Below are 18,846 nucleotides of genomic sequence, written 5' to 3'. Positions count from 1 at the left end.
GAACGGCATGTGGCAGATGATGGATCTCCTGTATGCGCACAAGAAGGACATGGTCGCGCCGGAGGATGCTCTCCCGGGTCGCGATGCGTATCCGTACCGGCTCGAGCGCGAGCATCTCGTGCTGGGCACCGACATGCTCGGCCCCGATGCCCCCGCGGACCCGCGCCCGTGGCCGGCGGGCAGCGAGGAGATCATCCTGGCCGGCGGCTGCTTCTGGGGCATCGAGCGCATCGCGTGGCAGATCCCGGGCGTGCACACCACCTCGGCGGGGTACGCCGGCGGCTACACGCCCCACCCCACCTACGAGGAGGTCTTCTCGGCTCGCACCGGTCACGCCGAGGCGGTCCGCATCATCTACACCGGGGGCGACGAGACCCTGCGCGCCCTGCTGACGGAGTTCTGGCAGCAGCACGACCCGACCACGGCGAACCGCCAGGGCAACGACGTCGGCACCGAGTACCGCAGCGCCGTGTACTGGACGTCCGAGGCCCAGGGCGAGCTCGTGCGCGACTCCGCGGAGCGCTACCAGGAGGCGCTCCACGGCGCCGGCCGCGGGAGCATCACCACTGAGCTGAAGCCGCTGGCGGAGGCCGGGGACGGCACGTACTACACGGCCGAGCCGGAGCATCAGCAGTTCCTCGCGAAGAATCCCGGTGCCTATTGCAATCACGGGTTCAACGGCGTCGCCTGTTCACTGGCGTGACCGGCGTGGCAGTCGCCGGCGAGGTCAGTCCGGCCGGTCGGATTCGACGCGCAGCGTGAGCTCGTCGGGGCTGGGCAGGACGAATCCGGGCGAGGCGAGGTGCTCGAGCGCCTGCTGAACGCGCCGCTCCCCGTCCGGCACGGTGACACTGAGCAGGCTCAGCATGCCGTCGCTGATCTGCAGCCGCACCAGGAAGCGGATGCCGGCACGCGTGAACTCCCCGGTCACCGGCCAGGTCTGATTCCGGGGCACGGCGAGCCGCTCGGGCTGCTCGACCACGACCTGCACGTCGCTGCTGAGATAGCCCGGATCGACACTCCGAGCGGTGGCGAGCTGGTCGCGCAGCGTCCGGGCACCGGGAAGCACCGGCCCGTCGTCGGGAGGCTCCAGCAGCGCCGCCACGAGTGCCCTGGCCTCGCCGGGAAGATCGGCCAGTTCCGGCTCGTCGAAGATCTCGTCGATCGAGCCCCAGCGGTGGCTCTGGCCCTCCACGCTCGACATCCCGTACAGCGCCACCGTGGCGACCGCACCGAGCGCCGCCAGCATCGGACGGGCCCGACGGACTCCCGCGCCCCGCATCCCCTCGATGATCGCCGCATCGACCCGTTCGAACGCGCCCATCATCCCCAGGGTGACGCCACCGGTGACGATGCCGTCCCGGACCGGGTCCAGCAGGGGCTGGTCCCGGCGGGCGGCATCGGCCACGATCATGCCGGTCGTCGCCGCGTACCCGAGGCGATAGGCCGCGTGGGTCCACGGCCCCAGACGGCGATGCTCGATGAGGCCGAGAGCCCCGACGGCCCCGGCCGCAGCGGCGATGCGGAGCAGTCGGCCCCCGGACAGCGTGGTCATGACCGAATACTAGAGTCTCCGTCCGAGCGAATCCTGCGCTCGAGCTCCGCTCCGGGCGCGCGTGCGGTGACGTGGCAGCCAGGAATCCGCGGAGCGCGGACCGGCCGTATACCCTCGCCCCCGTGAACCTCGCCGCCCACGCCTCCCGGCCGGAGCGGGGCACGCCGCGCCCCGGTCGCGGTCACCAGCGGACGCGCCGCCTGGTCCCGCCGCTGCTGGCCGTGCTCGCGACGCTCGCCTACGGGCTGCTCGGTTCCCAGCAGTTCCACCATCTCGTCGCGCGCTCCTGGGATCTGGGGATCTTCACCCAGCTCGCGCGCGCGTACGGCGAGCTGCGCGCGCCCATCGTCCCCATCAAGGGCGACGACGTGAATCTCCTCGGCGATCATTTCCATCCGATCCTGGCCCTGCTGGCCCCGGTGTGGTGGGCGTGGCCCTCCGGGGAGGCGTTGCTGTGGACCCAGGCCCTCCTGTTCGGTCTCTCCGCCATCCCTCTGACGCGCCTGGCCATCGATCGGCTCGGCGCGCCGCTCGGTGCGCTCGCGGGCGCGGCGTACGTCTTCTCCTTCGGCCTGCAGTCGGCGGCCGCGGTGCAGTTCCACGAGATCGCCGTCGCGGTGCCGCTGCTCGCCCTGTCGCTGACCGCACTGCTGCGCGAACGGATGCTGGGTGCGATCCTCTGGGCCGCGCCGCTGGTCTTCGTCAAGGAGGATCTGGGGCTGACCGTCGCGCTGCTGGGCGGCATCATCGCCCTGCGTCACCGCGAGTACCGCACCGAAGGACTCGGCCTCGTCTGCTGGGGCGCCGGCTGGTTCATCATGGCGACGTTCGTGATCCTGCCGCTGCTGAACCCGGCAGGGCAGTACGACTACACCGATAACCTCGGCTCTCCGTTCGAGGTGCTCTGGCCGCCGATGAAATGGCTGACGGTGCTCATGCTGCTGCTGGCCGCGGGGCTGATCGGGGCTCGCTCCCCGCTGATCGCGCTGATGCTGCCGACTCTGGCGTGGCGGTTCACCGGGACGGTGGAGTTCTACTGGGATTGGTACTGGCACTACAACGCGATCCTGATGCCGATCGCGCTGGCAGCGATGCTGGATGCGCTCGGGGACAGGCGCACGGGACGGGCGACGGCCTGGCTGCGTGAGGATGCACCGATCCCCGTGCGCCGTCTCCGGATCACGGCGGTCGCCGCCTCGGCCGCGGTGACGCTGGTGCTGGCCGGGGCGATGCCGGTCCTGGACATCTTCCGGCCCCAGAAGTGGGAGCCCACCTGGCGCGCCGCACCGGCCGCCGAAGCGCTCGAGGCAGTGCCCGACGGCGCGGTGCTCGCGGTCGACATCACGCTGATGGCTCACGCGGTCCCGGATCATGACGTGCAGTGGACCCACGGGCCCAATCAGCGCGTTCCCGATTGCGTGCTGAGTGATCGGTACGCCTTCTCCTGGGACGGTCGCCCGCCCGAGGACGTCGCGCTGTGGGCGCAGCAGCGCTGGGGCACGGAGTACGAGACGACCTACGAGGACGGGGGCTTCACGGTCGTCTGCCGGCCGTAGGTCGGCGATCGGAGAGCCGGCAGGTGTGCCTCGCCGCCGGCGCCCTACGCGTCCGTGGTTCGCGAGGGCGAGGCCGACGTGGAGGTGGGGGTCGGCACCGGTGAGCCGGTTCCGCCCGGCCGGCCCTCCCCGTCCTGCGGCGGGGTAGATACCTCGTCCGACGGATCCTCGCCGTCCGGCGGAGAACTCTGGCCACCGCCCGGCTGGTCCCCTCCCTCGCCGGGCGGGCCCTCACCGTCACCCGGCAGATCCTCACCGTCGGTCGGCGGGTCCTGGCCCTCGCTCGGCGGGTCCTGTTCCTCCTCCGGATCCGGGCTCTCAGCCGGGGGCGGGTTCGGCGTGGGATCAGGGGCCGGCTCCGGGTGCGGAGCTGGCCTCGGCGCTCCACCACCGCCGCCGCTTCCGCTTCCACCGCCGTTTCCGCCGCCGCTTCCGCTTCCCGGAGTCTGCTCGCGGGGCGACTCCGCCGGCTGGTCCGGTGTGGGCACGTCCTCCGCCTCGGTGGTCTCCTCGACGGCGGGCTCGGGGACCTCGGTCTGTTCAGCGGTCTCGGTCGGTTCGGGGGTCTCGCTCGGTTCCGCCGGCTCCGTCGTCGTCGCGGAGGGCTCCGGAGGCGCGGGCACGCTCGCGGGAACGGGCACGTCGCCTCCCCCGTCGGACGGCGCGGACTCGCTCTGGCGGGACTCGGTGACCTGCTCGGTATCGCCGGCGAGTGCGGCCAGCGGGCCGATTCCCACGATGCCGAAACCTGCCGCCGTGCCGACCGCGGCGACGCTCCCGGTGGCCATGAGGATGCTCGCCCACGGCCGGGTACGCAGCGGCACCTCGCTGCGGATGCCCCTGGCTCGCTTTCGCATGGATCCCCTCCCGATCACGACGGAGCTTTCCGGCCGACGAATATTCGCCCGGCCCGCTGTTCTCCGTGAGGAAAGGATATGCCTGATGTCGCGCCTGAGAAACGGCGACTGCTGATCGCGAGGGTCACAATTCGGGGGAATGCGGTACGGAACGCCGGTGATCAGTCGATCTTCACGTGGCGCGTGCGGCGTGCGCGGGGATCGACGTGGGCCTGTTCCCGCTTTGCTCGGACGGACTCCACGCGCAGGCGCCACGGCGAGTACCGCTCGGCGGCCAGCGCGATCTGCAGGCCTCGGGAGAGCGCCTGGTCCGTCGGCGTGGCCGGCAGCGCCGCGAGCTCGTCCGCCCACTCCGGCAGCCGATGCGCCGTGCCGCAGGCGCTCCAGCGAGCGGCGATCTGCGTGATCTGGCTGCGGGAATCGAGCATCGAGTTGCCGGCGCCGCGCACTTCCAGCAGTTCGGCACCGGGAATCCGCTCCGCCAGCTCCCGGGCGATGCGGGGCGGGGCCACCAGGTCCTGGGTTCCCGTGATCACGAGCGTGGGAGCCGTGATCGCAGGGGCCAGAGCATGCAGGTCCAGCACCTCACCGTGGAACGGCGGCACGGCTCGGGCCTGCTCCCCGTCCACGATCAGCGCGTCCAGAGGACCTCCGTCGGCGTGGGATCCGCGGCCCAGCTCGGTGTGCGAGATCCGCGAGGTCAGATCGTGCTCCATCACGTAGGGCGTGGACTGCAACCATCCCTGGTTGAGCACCTGGCGCACGCTGTTCCAGGTCAGCCGGCCACGCCCCACCGAGAGCAGGTCGACGAGCTCCCGCACCGCCGACGGCCCGCCGTGCTCGTGCACGGCGAGGACGACGGGACCGGCCCGGTGGATGTCGACGGTCTCGGTCTCGGCCAGTCGACGCAGGACCGCCGCCGTGCTCGACGTCGCCGGCTCGGTGCCGTTCCAGTACATGTCCCGCAGCGCGGCCTGGGCGACGGCTTCGTCCTCGGCGCTGGTCAGGGGCGAGTCCAGCACCAGCGAGTGCACCCGCTCGGGGTGGAGCACGGCCAGTGCCTGCGCCAGATAGGCGCCGTATCCGGTGCCGTAGACGGCGACCTGCTGCGCGCGGGCCCGGTCCAGCACCGCCAGCAGATCCCGGATCACCTCCCGCAGCGTCATGGCATGGGCCGGCAGGTCCTCCCCCGTCGCGTCCAGGCGGGAGAGCCCCACTCCCCGGTGCTCCATCATGAGCACGTCCAGCCCGTGGCCCGCGAGGTTGCGGCGCAGCGCGTCGTAGGGCAGCACGGAGGCGCGGGCGGGCCCGTCGGGGATGAGCAGCACGGGCACCTGCGGTTCGGCGACGCCGACTGAGGGACCCCAGTGCCCGGTCTCCGGCAGCCGCGACCGCACCGCCTGCCCGGTGCGCCCGCGCCGCAGCCGGCGCGGCGTGGTGCGGGCGAAGCGCAGCGGGAACAGGCGATCCTCATCCGCGGAGACCTCGCGGTAGACCGTCATCAGGTCGTTGCGGATCTGCAGCAGCTCGTCCTGCGCGGAGCGCTCGAAGAGGTCGGCCGTCTTCACGAAGGGCAGTTTCACTCGCCGGTACGGCCGTCCAGGAGTTCGGTCAGGATGTCGAGCTGGCCGGCATGGCGCGCGGTCTCCTCGACCATGTGGGCGAGCACCCAGCGGACCGTGCGGGCCTCCCGCGTCCCGCGCAGCTCCTCGTCCGGTTCGCGGCCGGCGAGCTGCGCGCGCGAGGCCTCCGTGGCGGCACGATAGTCCGCCAGCGCCTCCTCCAGCGAGGCGCCGTCCTCGAGCGACCACTCCTGCTCGGCGTCGTGGCCGCGGGACCACGCATATCCCGCCTCGTCGGCGGGCACACCGCCGAGCACCTCGCGGAACCACGAGCGCTCGGTGTCGGCCAGGTGCCGGATCATCCCGGTGACGGTGGTGTCCGAGCCGACCAGACGGGCCGAGGCCTGCTCGTCGCTGAGGCCCTCCACCTTCCACACGATCGTCGCGCGCAGGAAATCGAGGAACCCGGCCAAGGTCTCGACCTCCCCGGCGATCAGCGGCGGCTCCGGTCGCTCGCCCTCGGCGACCGCAGCGGGAGCCTCCTCGTCCGCGCTGAGGGCCTGCTCGGTGGCGAGCCGGTCGACCAGGACGTCGAGCTCGTCGGAGTCCGGCGGGGCGGGTGCGGAGCCGTCGGGGTCGTCCGTGACGGGCCCGACGGAGGCGTCCGGAACCGAGGGCTCCGGCGCCATCGGGGCCGACGGGGTCCCGGCCGGCTCCACGGGCTCGCCGCGGTGGCTGGGGCTCATGATGCCGCCCCGTCGTCGGTGCCGATGGTCTTCCACAGGAACGTGTACAGCAGGGCATTCATGCGTGCGGCCTGCTCGTTGGTGGCGGCACCGCCGTGGCCACCCTCGGTGTTCTCCCACGAGCGCACGTCGGCCCCGAGAGATTCCAGGGCGGCGGTGAACTTCCGGGCGTGCCCCGGATGGACCCGGTCATCGCGGGTGGAGGTGAGCAGGAACGTGGGCGGGTAGTCCGCCGCGCGCTCCTCGGCCAGCAGATGGTACGGGCTGAACGTGCGCAGGAACTCCCAGTCCTCGGTGTCCGGGTCGCCGTACTCGGCCATCCAGGAGTAACCGGCCAGCAGCTGGTTGTACCGCTTCATGTCCAGCAGCGGGACCTGGATGATCACGGCACCGAACAGGTCGGGGTACTGGACCAGCATGTTCCCGGTGAGCAGGCCGCCGTTGGAGCCGCCGCGCACGGCGAGGTGCTCACGATCGGTCACGCCGCGCTCGAGGAGGTCCCGGGCCACGGAGGCGAAGTCCTCGTAGGCGCGGTGACGGTTCTCGCGCAGAGCTGCCTGGTGCCAGGTGGGCCCGTACTCCCCGCCGCCGCGGATGTTGGCCAGCACATAGGTGCCGCCGCGTTCGAGCCACGCCTTGCCGATGGCTCCCAGGTAGGACGGCGTCAGGGAGATCTCGAACCCGCCGTAGCCGAACATCAGCGTCGGCGCCGGCTCGGCGGCCTCCGCACTCGCCGGTCGGGAGATCTCGAAGTACGGCACGCGGGTGCCGTCGTCGCTGGTGGCGAAGTGCTGGCTGACCTCGAGACCGTCGGCGTCGAAGCGGGCGGGGGTGGACTTGACCAGCTGGAGGTCACCGGGCTCACCGCCGGCGGGCACCTCGGAGAGGTCGCCGAGGCGCAGGGTGGTGGGTTCGATGAAGCCGGTGACGCTCACCCAGATCTCATCGTTCTCGTCGGGGTCGACGGCGGAGACCCCGAGGGAGCCGCTCAGCTCCGGGTAGAGGTCGCGGCGCACCCACTGGCCGTGCTCGTCGCGGGTGTGGACCTCGAGACGGTGGATGACATCCTCGAGGACCGAGAGCACCACCGTGCTGCGGGTGATGGTCATGTCCGCCAGCGACGTGGTCGCGGTGGGTTCGAAGAGCATGTGCAGCTCGGGCTCGCCGCGCTGGAAGCTCTCGAAGTCTCCGACGACGAGGGAGCCCGCGGGGTACGTGCCGCCCCCGATCTCCCAGTCGCTGCGGGGAGTGAAGATTCCCAGGTCCCGGTGCGCGCTGGCCTCCAGGTCCCGCGGCACCTCGATCGTCTCCAGGGTGGGCGGGGACTGACTGCGGTCGACGACATGGATGGTGTTGTCGTAGAAGGCGTGGGCCTCGATGATCCAGTCGCGCTCCCAGCCGGGCGTGGAGTCGTGGGCGGCGAAGATCGCCATGTCGTTCTCGGCGACCTCGTGGACGAGCTCGGCCTCGGCCAGGGGCGTGCCGCGCCGCCAGAGCCGAGCCTGGCGGGCGTATCCGGAGCTGGTCACGGTGCCCTCACCGAAGTCCGTGCAGACCCAGACGGTGTCCGCGTCGATCCAGCTGAGGCTCCCCTTGGCCTCGGGCCGGACGAAGCCGCCCTCGGATTCGGGGACGAAGCGCAGGGTCTCGAGGTCGAACTCGCGGGTGACGTCGGCGTCGGACCCACCGTGGGAGAGGTCGATCAGCGCGTGACGATAGGGCTCGCCGTCGGCGGCGCCCGCGGGCCGCAGCAGGCTGGCGCCGTGCCACACCCAGTCCTCACCCTCGGCCTCGTTCAGCGCATCGACGTCCAGCAGGATCTCCCACTCCGGCTCGTCGGTGCGGTAGGACTCCAGCGTGGTGCGCCGCCACAGCCCGCGTTCGTGCTCCGCGTCGGTCCAGAAGTTGTAGAGGTACCGCCCGCGCTTGACCACGCCGGGGATCTTGTCCTTCGCATCGAGGATCTCCCGGATCTCCCGGTGGAGGGTCTCCGCGAGCGGCGCGCCGCCGGGCTCGCGGGGATCGGGCACGGCCTCGAGCTCCGCCTCGGCGCGTGCATTGCGATCGCGGACCCAGGCCAGCGCCTCCTCGCCGGTGACATCTTCCAGCCACTGGTGCGGGTCCGAGCTGCCGTCGGCAGCGGGCAGCTGCGGGCTCGGGGCCGGCTGGGCGGCGGCGTCGGTCATCGGGTCTCCTTCTCGAAGGCGGCGAATTCGGTGAGGACGGACTTCCAGACGGCTTTCCAGGCGTCGCGTGCCTCGGCGGTCTCGAGGCGCTTGTGCTCCAGGCCCAGAGTGCAGCGGGGGTTCTCGGGCGCGCCGTCCTTGCGGGTGATGTTCACCGAGACCCGGGTGCCGTCCTGGACGGCGGCACGCCAGTAGCGCCACGTCGCGGTGTCGGTCAGCGTCGGCTCCTCGAGCCCGAGCTCCTCGCGGCGCACCGGGGTCATGAAGTCGTCCCAGAGCTCGCGCACGGCGTCCGGGTCCCCGGTGACGGTGCGGGAGGCGGAGGCGGCGAAGTCCCCGTCGCAGCTCTGGCCGACGACGCGGCGGCCGATCAGCTGCTCATAGGCGATGGTCACACCCTGTGCCCACCATTCGGTGATGTCCCAGCGCTGCGGCAGCAGGCGGGCGATGGCGGCATGATCGAGGTCGCGGCCTCCGGCGTCCTCGATGCGCTGGACCCACGTGGCCAGCGGTGTGCCGGTGCCGGACTCGATCGAGGCGGCCCGCGGGTGGTCCTGGGCGGAAGGTGTCGGCGCGCTCATGGGTTCCAGCCTACGGGGCGCACGGCGACGCAGGTCACTTCGCCGCGAAGGCCATGCCACATGGGCCCTGGTGCCTCCGCCGTGGAACACTTCTGGCATGCGCCGACGTCATCTTCTGGCTCTCGCCCCCACGGCGGCACTGGCCGCCTGCACGAACCGGACGGACCCGACCTCAGCCGATCCCGAAGCCACCACGCCGAGCGACCCCGAAGGCACGCGGCCCGAGGAGTCCGCGGCGCCGACTCAGGAGCCCAGCCCCGAACCGAGCACGCAGCCGCCGACGAGGGCGGAGGCGCTGCTCGAGGAGCTCGGCCCGCGCGAACTGGCCGGTCAGCTGGTCCTGGTCGGGATCCACGCCGGCCAGCAGATCCCGTCCGAGGTGCTCTCCGACCACCATGCCGGCGGGATCCTCCTGCTCCAGGTGTGGGAGGACGGCGACGCCGTCGACGAGATCGTGGCCGAGGCCCGGGACGGGTCCCGAGGCGACCTGGGGCCTCTGGTCGCGGTCGACCAGGAGGGCGGGCAGGTCAGGATGCTGCGCGGGGACGCCGCCCGTCGGACCCCGTCGGCCGAGGAGCTCGGGGAGCAGGGACCGGGCGCCGTGACGGAGGCGTACACGAGCATCGGCGAGGATCTCTCCGGCCATGGCATCGGGGTCGCGCTGGCACCGGTGGCCGACGTGGTCGACCCCGATTTGGGAGATGCCAACGAGCCGGTCGGCGGCCTGGATCGCGGTTTCGGCACCGACCCGGAGCACGTCGCCCGATGCGTGGCCGCGGCGACCGAGGCGCTGGCGGACCGCGGGGTCACCGCGACGCTCAAGCACTTCCCGGGGCTGGGTCGGGTGGAGGAGAACACCGACTTCTCCGCCGAGGGCATCGTCGACGACGTCACCGGCGCCGACGATCCGTTCCTGGACTCCTTCGCCGCCGGGATCGAGGCCGGGGCGGGACTGGTGATGATGTCCTCTGCGATCTACCCGCGGCTGGAGCCCGACGTGCCGGCGATGTTCTCCCGCGCCGCCGTGCAGGATCTGCTGCGCGACCAGCTCGGCTTCGACGGCGTCGTGATCACCGACGACATCGGGGCCGCGGAGGCCGTCGCCGACGTGCCCGTGGCCCAGCGCGCCACGCGCCCGCTCGAGGCGGGCGGGGACGTGGTGCTGACGGCCGATGCGTCCCTGACCGGTGAGCTGGTCGACGCCATCGAGCAGTGGGCGGCCGAGAGCGAGGAGCACCGGGAGAGGTTGCGGGAGTCCGTCGGCCGCGTGCTCGCGCTCAAGGAGAGCATGGGCCTGCTCGAGGAGTGAGGCGCGGAGCGACTCGGGGAGAACGGGGCGGGGCCGGTCAGCTCTTGTCGAGCGTGATGAGGTGGTTGAGCGGACCGTAGCCCCCGCGGGTGCGCCGCGAGACCTTCCACTCCTCGGCGTTCTCGATGGCGCTGGCGAGGAACTCGCGCGCCGAGGCGACGATCGTGGCCATGTCGTCGTCCGACCCCTTCTCCCCGATCTCCCCCAGCTCACCGGCCCGGTCGAACTCCTCGATGCGGGCGAGCTGCGCCGCGATCGCCGCCGACAGGGTGGAACCGGCCCCGCGCACCTTCCGCCCCGGGATCCGCTCGGCCCGCAGCAGGTCGGTGCCGCCGGGGTGGACCAGCACGTCGACCGCATCATCATCGACCAGTCGTCCACCGGTGACCAGGACGATCCGGGGGCCCAGCGCCTGCAGCGCCAGCGCCTGCCCCCGCATCTCGTCGATGGAGGCCGCGACCGGCCGGCCCAGCAGCTGAGCGGCCTCGGCCATGTTCGGGATCAGCACGTCCACCAGCGGGACCAGGGTCTCGCGCAGCGCGCGGGCACCCTCGGCGGAGATCAGGGCGGCGCCGTCGCTGCCGACCATCACCGGATCCAGGATGATCCGGCCCAGCCGGTCGCGGTGAGCGCGCACAGCGCCCGCGACGGCCTCGACCACGGCGGCGCTGCCCAGGGCGCCGATCTTGGTGGCGTCGATCCACAGGTCCTCGGCGACCGCGTCGATCTGGCTGCGGACGACGTCACCCGGAAGGTAGTGGATGCCGTGGAGCCCGTGGGTGTTCACGGCGCTGATCATGCTCACCGCGCTCGCACCGTAGGCACCCAGGGCGGTGAACGTCTTCAGGTCCGCCTGGATGCCCGACGCGCCGTCGGAGTCGGAACCGGCGATGGTCAGGACGAGGGGCGGGCGCATGCAGTCTCCATCTCTCGGGGGTCCCGGACCGGAGCGGGCGCCTCCGGTGGCCGTGTGGACGGAGAGTACCAACCGTCTCTGGAGTTCCTATCCTGGTGCGGCGCGCTGTGACCGTGCGTGCGAGAATCACCCGGGGACAGAGCCCCGAGCGGGCGGCAGGGGCCCCACAGGGCCGGGAGGTGGCAATGACTCAGGATCCCAGCGGGGAGGATCGGCAGCCCGCGTCATCCGGGCTGCCCGACTTCGCCGACCAGGACCCGAGCGCCCTGCCCGACTATCAGAGCTCTCAGGGCCCGGCCACCCTCGGTGAGCCCAGCGAGCGCGCGCGCAAGCGCACCCTGGCCGTGGTGCTGTCGGTGGTGGGATCCGGCGTGGTGCTGCTGGCCATCGTCGCGCTGGTGCTGTCCCAGACCGTGTTCCGCTCGGTCCTGGAGGAGGACGACGCCCCTACCGCGGACGGACCCGAGACGCGCAGCGCCGAAGGCCAGTCCGAGTACGTGCCCGACCCCGAGGACCCGGACATCGCCCCTCCCCCGCCGATCTTCACCCAGGAACCCACCACGGAGTGCTCGATCCCTGACAGCGGGGCCCAGGCACCCTCGCCGGATCCCGGCACCGTCCGCGGGGGCGACCTCGAGTACACCGTGCCCGACGGGTGGGACTTCCCCTGGGGCAGCCAGCCGCTGCCCTACATGAGCGAGGTCGGGGCCAAGGCGCGAGAGGTCGAGCAGCCCTGGTACAGCGTGGTCAACGTCGGCCGCGTCACCTGGCCCGAGGAGGACGACGGCGGGTACCCCGGCCTGGAGGGCGCCGCCGTCGCGATCTTCCAGTGCTACGCCACCACCTCCGGTGTCGTGGAGTACTTCGGGGAGAACCCCGACATCACGGACTACCGCTCCGAGACCATGACCGTGGACGGCCAGCCCGCATGGATCGTGCAGGCCACGTACCACTTCGAGGATCCCGACGTGCTGGAGAGCTCGTCCGCCTCCGTGGTCACCTCGATCGTCGTGGAGGGCCCGAACGGTCCCAGCGCCCTGGCCAGTGACGTCGCCGCCGACCAGCCCGAACATGTCGAAGACCTCGAGAACATCATCGCCAGCCTCGACGTCGTCGAGTGACGCCGGCGTGCGAGCCCGGCCCAGAAGGAGCAGACAGTGTCTACCGGACCGCAGTACACCCCGACCCCGCAGACGCCCGGCCCGGGCGGCGGCCGCGGGACTGCCCTCCTGACCGGCGCCATCGCGTTCGCCGTGGTCTTCCTGCTGATCGTGGCCATCACCGTCGGGTACCTCGTGGTGCGCTCCTCCGGGGGGTCGGGCGGCGCATCGCCCACCTCGGTCTCGAACTCCTCGACCCCCGCGGATCCGGAGACGAGCGAGGAGACGGTGGAGCCGACGGCCGTCGAGGAGGAGATGTGCTGGCAGCCGCCCTTCGAGCGGACGTCCTCGAACCCCTCCGGGAAGCTGCGCGGCGGCGGGCTGGAGTTCATCCCCCCGTCGACCTTCACCGGCCGGCAGGACAACCTCTTCCCCTATTTCCTCAATGACACCCAGGTCGCCACGGCCCCCGTGGAGGAGTCCTGGATCTCCACGCTCCATGTCGGGAAGGTCGAGTGGCAGCCGGGGGTCGACTACCCCGGCGACGAGGCCGCCTCCGAACGCATCGTCGACTGCATGTTCCGACTGACCGACTGGGGGGACGCGACGGGCCGCACCCTCGACGACGAGGTCACCGAGCCGGTCACCGTCGCCGGAATGCCCGGATACCGCACCACCGCGACCGTCAACTGGCAGAACGACCCGCTCGAGAAAACGGACGCCACCCGGGTCACGGTCGTCGTGGTCGATACCGACGAGGGGCCGAGCGCCTTCATCTCGGAGATCGCCGTCGGCGTCACCGAGCACGAGGAGGGCGCCGAGGAGGCCTTCTCGTCCCTGACCGGACTGTCCGGCTGAGACCCGGCCTGACCCGGCCTCAGACGACCGCCGAGGCCAGGCGGCAGAGGTTGTCCAGCAGCATCATGGGCATCGGCCGGCGGCGCCACTCCTCCAGGGTGAGCTCGCGGCTGCGGGAGCGGTAGACGTCCTCGACCTCGTGCATCTTCTCCATGAAGTCGGTGCCGCCGACCATGATCGTGCTCTCCATGTCGAGGATGAACGAGCGGATGTCCATGTTCGAGGACCCGATCACGGTCACCGAGTCGTCGATGGTCACGTGCTTGGCGTGCAGGATGGTCGGCGCCCGGTAGAGCTGGATCCGCACCCCGGCCTCCAGCAGCGCCGTGTAGTAGGAGCGCTGGGCATGGAAGACGAGGAACTGGTCCCCGATCTCGGAGACGAACAGTTCGATCTCCACTCCCCGGCGTGCGGCGGTGATCAGCGCCGAGAGCATCGACTCGTCGGGCACGAAGTAGGGGCTGACGGCGCAGATGCGATGGGTCGCCGAGTAGAACAGTTGGTTCAGCAGCAGCAGGTTGTTCTCGAGCACGAATCCCGGGCCGCTGGGCACCAGCTGGCACTCGTAGGTGCCCGAGGTGTCCTCCGGAGCCGCGACCAGGGCGGCCTCGGGCAGCTGCTCGCTGGACTCGTAGTACCAGTCGGTGGCGAACAGCAGGTTCATCCCCGAGACGATCGGCCCCCGGAACCGGACCATGGTCTCCTGCCAGTGCAGGCCCCGGCGGATGGTGGCGCGCTTGTCGTAGTGGGCGGCGATGAGGTTCTGGCTGCCCATCCAGCCGACCTGCCCGTCGACGATCAGCAGCTTGCGGTGGTTGCGCAGGTCCGGCCGTTGGAACGCACCGTCGCGGAACGGCTTGATCGGCATCATCGGATAGTGCTCGATGCCGTGCGCGTCGAGGTGGCGGCGCATCGCCCGGTAGACCGGCCCGTGGCTGAGCGAGCCCCAGTGGTCGTAGAGCACCCGCACCGTCACGCCGCGACCGGCGGCCTCGACGAGGGCCGCGAAGAAGTCCTCGGTGGCCGGGTCGAGACCCATCGTGTAGAAGAGCACGTGCACCTCACGCTCGGCGCTGCGCACGTCGGCCGCCATGCGCGCTATCGAGGTGTCGTAGTCGATCTCCAGGTCGGCGGAGTTGTTGCCGGTCAGCGGGAACGCTCCGAGCTCACGGTTGAGCCGGACGGCGGAGCGCAGCCAGCTGGGGACGTCGTCGTCCAGGGCCGTGTCGGGGATGTTCAGCGAGCGCACGCGCATCAGGCGGTTGACGGCCTTCTGCTTCTCGCGGCGCTTCCGCGGCAGCTGCGCCTTGCCCAGCAGCAGATAGAGCGGGAACCCGACCAGCGGGAACACCATGATCGCCAGCAGCCACGCCAGGGCGGATCCCGGCCGGCGGTTGCGCGGGACCAGGATGAGCCCGAGCACTCGCAAGGTGACGTCGACTGCGATGAACAGGTAGGTGGCGACGACCAGCCAGTGGGCGAGCAGCCACTGCCACAGGGCCATGAACGGGCTCCTCCCCGACGTGCGAAGCGGCGGGCCCCGAGGATACGGGAGCCCGCCGCTGCGGATAGGGCGACGACCGGTCGCCGCCCGGAGTCATCACCCGGCCGAGACGGGCCGGGCGGTCAGGTCAGTTGCTGCGGAGGATCGCGATGATGCGCAGGATCTCGATGTACAGCCAGACCAGGGTGACGGCGAGACCGAAGGCGCAGCGCCAGGCGTACTTGCGCGGGGCGCCGGCCTGCGTGGCGCGCTGGACGTCCTCGAAGTCCATCACCAGCGAGTAGGAGGCCATGACCACCGCAAGACCGCCGATGACCAGCCCCATCACGCCCTCGCGCAGGCTCTGGCCGGTCATCAGCAGGTAGCCGATGTTGACCAGGCCGAAGATCAGGTACGCGACCATCGCGACCATGAAGATCTTGTTCAGCACCGGCGAGGTGCGCAGGATGCCCATCCGGAACATCACCAGCACGGTCCCGGCCACGGCCAGCGTGCCGACGACGGCCTGCAGGGCGATGCCCGGGTAGGACACCTCCATGGTGCCGCTGATGCCGCCGAGGAGCAGACCCTCGAAGCCGGCGTAGGCGAGCACGGCGAGCACCGAAGGCTGCTTCTTGAAGATGTTGATCATCGCGGTGACCAGGCCGCCGATGAGACCGATGATGGTCGCCGCGCCGGCGATCAGCAGGCCGAGCTGGAGGCCGGCGTCGCCCGCGAGGATCTGCAGCGACTTCGGGGTGATCGCGATGACGAAGCCGATCACGACGATCGTGCCGAGGGTGGCCGTGATCGCGTTCAGCGCGTCGCGCATGGTCATGCGGCCGGTGTCGTGACCGGTCGCCGACGGGCGGGCGTACATCGCCTCGAGCGGCTCGGCCCCCTGCTGCTGATCGAAGCCGGAGGACCACTGGGTCCCCTGGGCGGGGCCGCCCTGCGCGCGCTGACCGAACTGCGGGGCGCTGTAGTTCTGTCCCTGGTGCACGGCCTGGTCGCGGCCGAGCACGATGTTGTGGCGTGCCATGGGGCTCCTCACGGATGGGTCTGGTGGGCCGACGTCGGGGAGCACGAGGGACGAGCCCTGGCGTGCCGACCCCACCATGATATCCGTGATTCCCGTGACTGCGCTGTGCACGCGCTCGGCTCTCCGCGAGACCTGAATCCAGCCCCAGTGGGTCTCCGCGGGACCTGAACCCAGCCCCAGCCCCAGCCTCAGCGGGCCGGAGCTCAGCGGGCGGCGGCGAGCGCCTGGTCCAGATCCTCGATCAGGTCGGCGACGTCCTCGATGCCGACGGAGAGCCGCAGCAGCTCGTCGGAGATCCCGGCGTTGGCGCGTGCCTGCGGCGTCATGGCTTCGTGGGTCATCACCGCGGGGCGGCAGATGAGCGACTCCACGCCGCCGAGGCTCACCGCGTAGGCCGGATAGCGCAGCGCGCGCAGGAAGGCCACCCGGTCCAGCTCCGGGGCGAGCTCGAAGGAGAGGACCGCCCCGGTTCCGCTGGCCTGGGAGGCATGGATGCGGGCCTCTTCCTCGCTGTGGGAGCCGGGGTAGAGAACCCGGGCGATGTCATCCCGGGCGCGCAGGGCCTCGACGATCGCGAGAGCGTTGTCCTGCTGCCGCTGAAGGCGCAGCGGCAGGGTCTTGAGGTCCTGGATCAGGCGGAAGGACTCCCCCGGGGACAGCACCCCGCCCTGAGCCTTCTGCGCGAGCGCGTAGGCCTCGGCGAGATTGTCGTCGTTCGTGGTGATGGTGCCGGCCAGCAGATCCGAGTGGCCGGCGAGGTACTTGGTGGCGGACTGGACCACGACGTCGGCCCCCAGGTCGAGGGGACGCTGCAGGACCGGGGTCATGAACGTGTTGTCGACGATCACCAGTGCGCCGTGGCGATGGGCGAGGTCGACCAGGCGACGCAGGTCGGTGATCCGCAGCGTGGGGTTGGCCGGGGTCTCCATGAAGATCGCCTTGGTGGCGGGGGTGAAGTCCGCGTCGGTGAGCTCTCCGAGGTCGTCCACGAAGCGGCTGGTGACGCCCCGGCCGGGCAGCACCAGGTCGACGAAGCGGTAGGTGCCGCCGTACACGCTGGCCGGCAGGATCACCTCGTCGCCCACCTCGAGGGTGGACAGGGACGCGGCGGTGGCAGCCATGCCGGAGGCGAAGGCGAAGCCGTGCTCGGCCCCCTCGAGCGTGGCCAGAACCGTCTCGAGCTGCGCCCGCGTGGGGTTGGAGCCGCGCTGGTAGGCGTACGCACCGTCCTCGACCCCGGGGTCGAGCTCGAAGGTGGAGGCGTAGTGCACCGGAGGGACGACGGCTCCGTGCTCATGGTCCCTGAGGGTCTGCACGGCGGCGGTCTGGATGTGCACGGGGCCTCCACGTAGGTCGGGGCGGGGAACGTCGGCTCGGAGCATCGATCCGACCCGACGAGGTCTGGGCGGAGCGTCGATCCGGCCGGACGATGTCGGGGCGGACGGTCAGGCCCTCGGGAGAGCGCCCGAAGGACCCGGCCACTCTAGGCACCGGCAACCCCCGCTCCGGGAGCCAGATGTCCGAGTGTGACGCCGCCGTCGCCCGTCCGAGTCACAACCCGGGCCTCGTCGTGACCGACCGCGCCGCACGGATACCGGTGACCACACACGGGACTAGACCACCCGGCCCGTGACCACGCCCGGGATGTCACCACCCGGCCCGTGACCACGCCCGGGACGTGAGTCGAGGTCGCCCTGCTCTGTGCAGGGCGACCTCGACTGAGCTTCCGTCGACGGTCAGCGCCGGCCTGCGGTGACCGGCAGGACCGCTCAGGCGTGCACCGGCACCGCGGGGATCGAGTCGGTGGTGGCCGGCTCGTGGCGGCGCAGCATCTCCAGGGTCCGGCGGGCACGCACCCGCAGGGCCACCAGCGTCGCGGCGACCAGCGAGAAGCCGAGCACCGACAGGATGATCGAGACCACCATCGGGGCCTCGTAGCCGAACCCGGCTGCGATCACGGCGCCACCGAGGGAGGCACCGAGAGCGTTGGCGACGTTGAACGCGGCGTGGTTCAGGGACGCGCCGAGCACCTCGGAGCGGCGGGCGACCCGGATCAGCCAGGTCTGCATCGCGGGGTTCAGCGACGCGTTGGTCACGTTGACCACGAAGAACCCGACCAGCAGCGCGGCCAGCGACGTGTGGGCGACCAGGAACAGGCCGACCAGCGAAGCGATGTACAGCGGGAAGCCGATCATCAGGGTGCCGTTCAGCGAACGGTCCGTGGTGGCACCGCCGATGAGGTTGCCGACGGTCATGCCCAGACCGGCCGCTGCCAGCACCCAGGGGACGGCGGCCGCGGGGGCACCGGTGACGTTGGTGGTGATGTCGGCGACGTAGCTGAAGACCGCGAAGGCGCCGGCGAACCCGACGGCGGCGATGCCCATGATGACCCACAGCTGCAGGCGGCGCAGCGCCATGACCTCGTCGACCATGCGCCGGCCCGCCACCTTCTCCTCCCGCGGGACCGTCAGGCGCAGCGCGGTGACGGTGGCCACGAAGATCAGGGTGATCAGCAGGTACACGGCACGCCAGCCGGCGACCTGGCCCACGGCGGTCAGCACGGGCACGCCGGCGAGGTTGGCGACGGTGAGACCGGACAGCGCCAGGGCCACGCCCTTGCCCTGGTTCCCCGGCCCCATCAGCGAGGCGGCGAGCAGGGAGGCGACGCCGAAGTAGGCGCCGTGCGGGATGCCGGCGAGGAACCGGGCGAACACGGTCAGCTCGAAGGTGGGCATGATCGCCGAGAGCACGGTGCCCACTGCCAGGGCGCCGGCGAGGGCGACGATCATGCCTGAACGGCTCCAGCGCACCGAGAGCAGGGCGAGCACCGGAGCGCCGACGACGACGCCGAGCGCGTAGGCGGAGATGGCCAGTCCGGCCTGGGCGATCCCCGACTCGGGATCGCCTGCCATCTGTTCGGGCAGCAGGCCGTGGGCGATACCCGGGAGCAGGCCCATGGTCACGAACTCCGAGGAGCCGATGCCGAACCCGCCCAGGGCGAGAGCGAACAGCGCCAGGCGGCGACGGGCGGGGGTGATGCCCGGGGGTGCGGAACGGGTGATGTCGATGGTGGTCATGAGTGGTCCTCGGTCTTC

Annotated in this window: 16 protein-coding genes; 5 read left to right on the top strand and 11 right to left on the bottom strand. The window is 71.3% G+C overall.

All coding sequences use genetic code 11. The features are described 5' to 3' along the window. Positions 1–7 precede the first annotated feature (7 nt). Positions 8–703: a peptide-methionine (S)-S-oxide reductase MsrA gene (msrA, locus tag ACFQRJ_RS01375; RefSeq protein ID WP_377016239.1), complete on the top strand. Its 696-nt coding sequence runs from the start codon at positions 8–10 to the stop codon at positions 701–703. Between the two features lie 24 nt (positions 704–727). Here msrA and ACFQRJ_RS01370 read toward each other — a convergent pair whose 3' ends face one another. Beyond that, the gene (locus ACFQRJ_RS01370; RefSeq protein ID WP_377016237.1) at positions 728–1,555 is read right to left on the bottom strand and encodes a hypothetical protein; all 828 of its coding nucleotides are present in this window, start codon (positions 1,553–1,555) and stop codon (positions 728–730) included. Positions 1,556–1,677: 122 nt separating this feature from the next. Here ACFQRJ_RS01370 and ACFQRJ_RS01365 point away from each other — a divergent pair, with 122 nt between their 5' ends. Further along, a complete protein-coding gene (locus ACFQRJ_RS01365) occupies positions 1,678–3,111 on the top strand; it encodes a DUF2079 domain-containing protein (RefSeq protein ID WP_377016235.1) in 1,434 nt (477 codons plus the stop codon). A 44-nt stretch (positions 3,112–3,155) separates the two neighbouring features. Here the strand turns inward: ACFQRJ_RS01365 and ACFQRJ_RS01360 are convergent, their stop codons facing one another. From ACFQRJ_RS01360 to ACFQRJ_RS01340, 5 genes are all read right to left on the bottom strand, one after another. After that, positions 3,156–3,968 (bottom strand): hypothetical protein, encoded by an 813-nt coding sequence (locus ACFQRJ_RS01360; RefSeq protein WP_377016233.1) that lies wholly within the window; start codon positions 3,966–3,968, stop codon positions 3,156–3,158. 161 nt (positions 3,969–4,129) lie between these two features. After that, positions 4,130–5,536 carry an alpha/beta fold hydrolase gene (locus tag ACFQRJ_RS01355; RefSeq protein WP_377016231.1) on the bottom strand — a complete coding sequence of 469 codons (1,407 nt, stop codon included), beginning with the start codon at positions 5,534–5,536 and terminating at the stop codon, positions 4,130–4,132. An 11-nt stretch (positions 5,537–5,547) separates the two neighbouring features. Then, positions 5,548–6,276, bottom strand: a complete 729-nt coding sequence (locus tag ACFQRJ_RS01350; RefSeq protein WP_377016229.1) for a DinB family protein — start codon at positions 6,274–6,276, stop codon at positions 5,548–5,550. Beyond that, the gene (locus tag ACFQRJ_RS01345; protein ID WP_377016227.1) at positions 6,273–8,462 is read right to left on the bottom strand and encodes a prolyl oligopeptidase family protein; all 2,190 of its coding nucleotides are present in this window, start codon (positions 8,460–8,462) and stop codon (positions 6,273–6,275) included. Before ACFQRJ_RS01345 ends, ACFQRJ_RS01350 begins: the two co-directional genes overlap by 4 nt. After that, positions 8,459–9,043 (bottom strand): hypothetical protein, encoded by a 585-nt coding sequence (locus ACFQRJ_RS01340; RefSeq protein ID WP_377016225.1) that lies wholly within the window; start codon positions 9,041–9,043, stop codon positions 8,459–8,461. The genes ACFQRJ_RS01345 and ACFQRJ_RS01340 overlap by 4 nt, the downstream gene beginning before the upstream one ends. 97 nt (positions 9,044–9,140) lie before the next feature. Here ACFQRJ_RS01340 and ACFQRJ_RS01335 point away from each other — a divergent pair, with 97 nt between their 5' ends. Then, positions 9,141–10,352 (top strand): glycoside hydrolase family 3 N-terminal domain-containing protein, encoded by a 1,212-nt coding sequence (locus ACFQRJ_RS01335; RefSeq protein ID WP_377016223.1) that lies wholly within the window; start codon positions 9,141–9,143, stop codon positions 10,350–10,352. Positions 10,353–10,389: 37 nt separating this feature from the next. On the opposite strand, the gene thiD is transcribed toward ACFQRJ_RS01335, so the two are convergent. After that, positions 10,390–11,268 (bottom strand): bifunctional hydroxymethylpyrimidine kinase/phosphomethylpyrimidine kinase, encoded by an 879-nt coding sequence (gene thiD / locus ACFQRJ_RS01330; RefSeq protein WP_377016221.1) that lies wholly within the window; start codon positions 11,266–11,268, stop codon positions 10,390–10,392. Positions 11,269–11,453: 185 nt separating this feature from the next. On the opposite strand from thiD, the gene ACFQRJ_RS01325 reads away from it, so the two are divergent. Further along, entirely contained in the window at positions 11,454–12,389 is a 936-nt protein-coding gene (locus ACFQRJ_RS01325; RefSeq protein WP_377016219.1) for a hypothetical protein, read from the top strand. Between the two features lie 36 nt (positions 12,390–12,425). After that, positions 12,426–13,226, top strand: coding sequence for a hypothetical protein (locus ACFQRJ_RS01320; RefSeq protein ID WP_377016217.1), 801 nt, complete (start codon positions 12,426–12,428; stop codon positions 13,224–13,226). Between the two features lie 19 nt (positions 13,227–13,245). Here the strand turns inward: ACFQRJ_RS01320 and cls are convergent, their stop codons facing one another. From cls to ACFQRJ_RS01300, 4 genes are all read right to left on the bottom strand, one after another. Further along, a complete protein-coding gene (gene cls, locus ACFQRJ_RS01315; RefSeq protein ID WP_377016215.1) occupies positions 13,246–14,730 on the bottom strand; it encodes a cardiolipin synthase in 1,485 nt (494 codons plus the stop codon). Between the two features lie 127 nt (positions 14,731–14,857). Further along, positions 14,858–15,751: a Bax inhibitor-1/YccA family protein gene (locus tag ACFQRJ_RS01310; RefSeq protein ID WP_377016213.1), complete on the bottom strand. Its 894-nt coding sequence runs from the start codon at positions 15,749–15,751 to the stop codon at positions 14,858–14,860. A gap of 203 nt (positions 15,752–15,954) precedes the next feature. After that, the gene (locus ACFQRJ_RS01305; RefSeq protein WP_377016211.1) at positions 15,955–17,088 is read right to left on the bottom strand and encodes a trans-sulfuration enzyme family protein; all 1,134 of its coding nucleotides are present in this window, start codon (positions 17,086–17,088) and stop codon (positions 15,955–15,957) included. A gap of 432 nt (positions 17,089–17,520) precedes the next feature. Then, positions 17,521–18,828 carry an MFS transporter gene (locus ACFQRJ_RS01300; RefSeq protein WP_377016209.1) on the bottom strand — a complete coding sequence of 436 codons (1,308 nt, stop codon included), beginning with the start codon at positions 18,826–18,828 and terminating at the stop codon, positions 17,521–17,523. Positions 18,829–18,846 lie beyond the last annotated feature (18 nt).

The organism is Brachybacterium sp. GCM10030252, assembly GCF_042666535.1.
Taxonomy (GTDB): Bacteria; Actinomycetota; Actinomycetes; order Actinomycetales; family Dermabacteraceae; genus Brachybacterium.
This window is presented reverse-complemented; position numbering and strand designations above follow the sequence as displayed.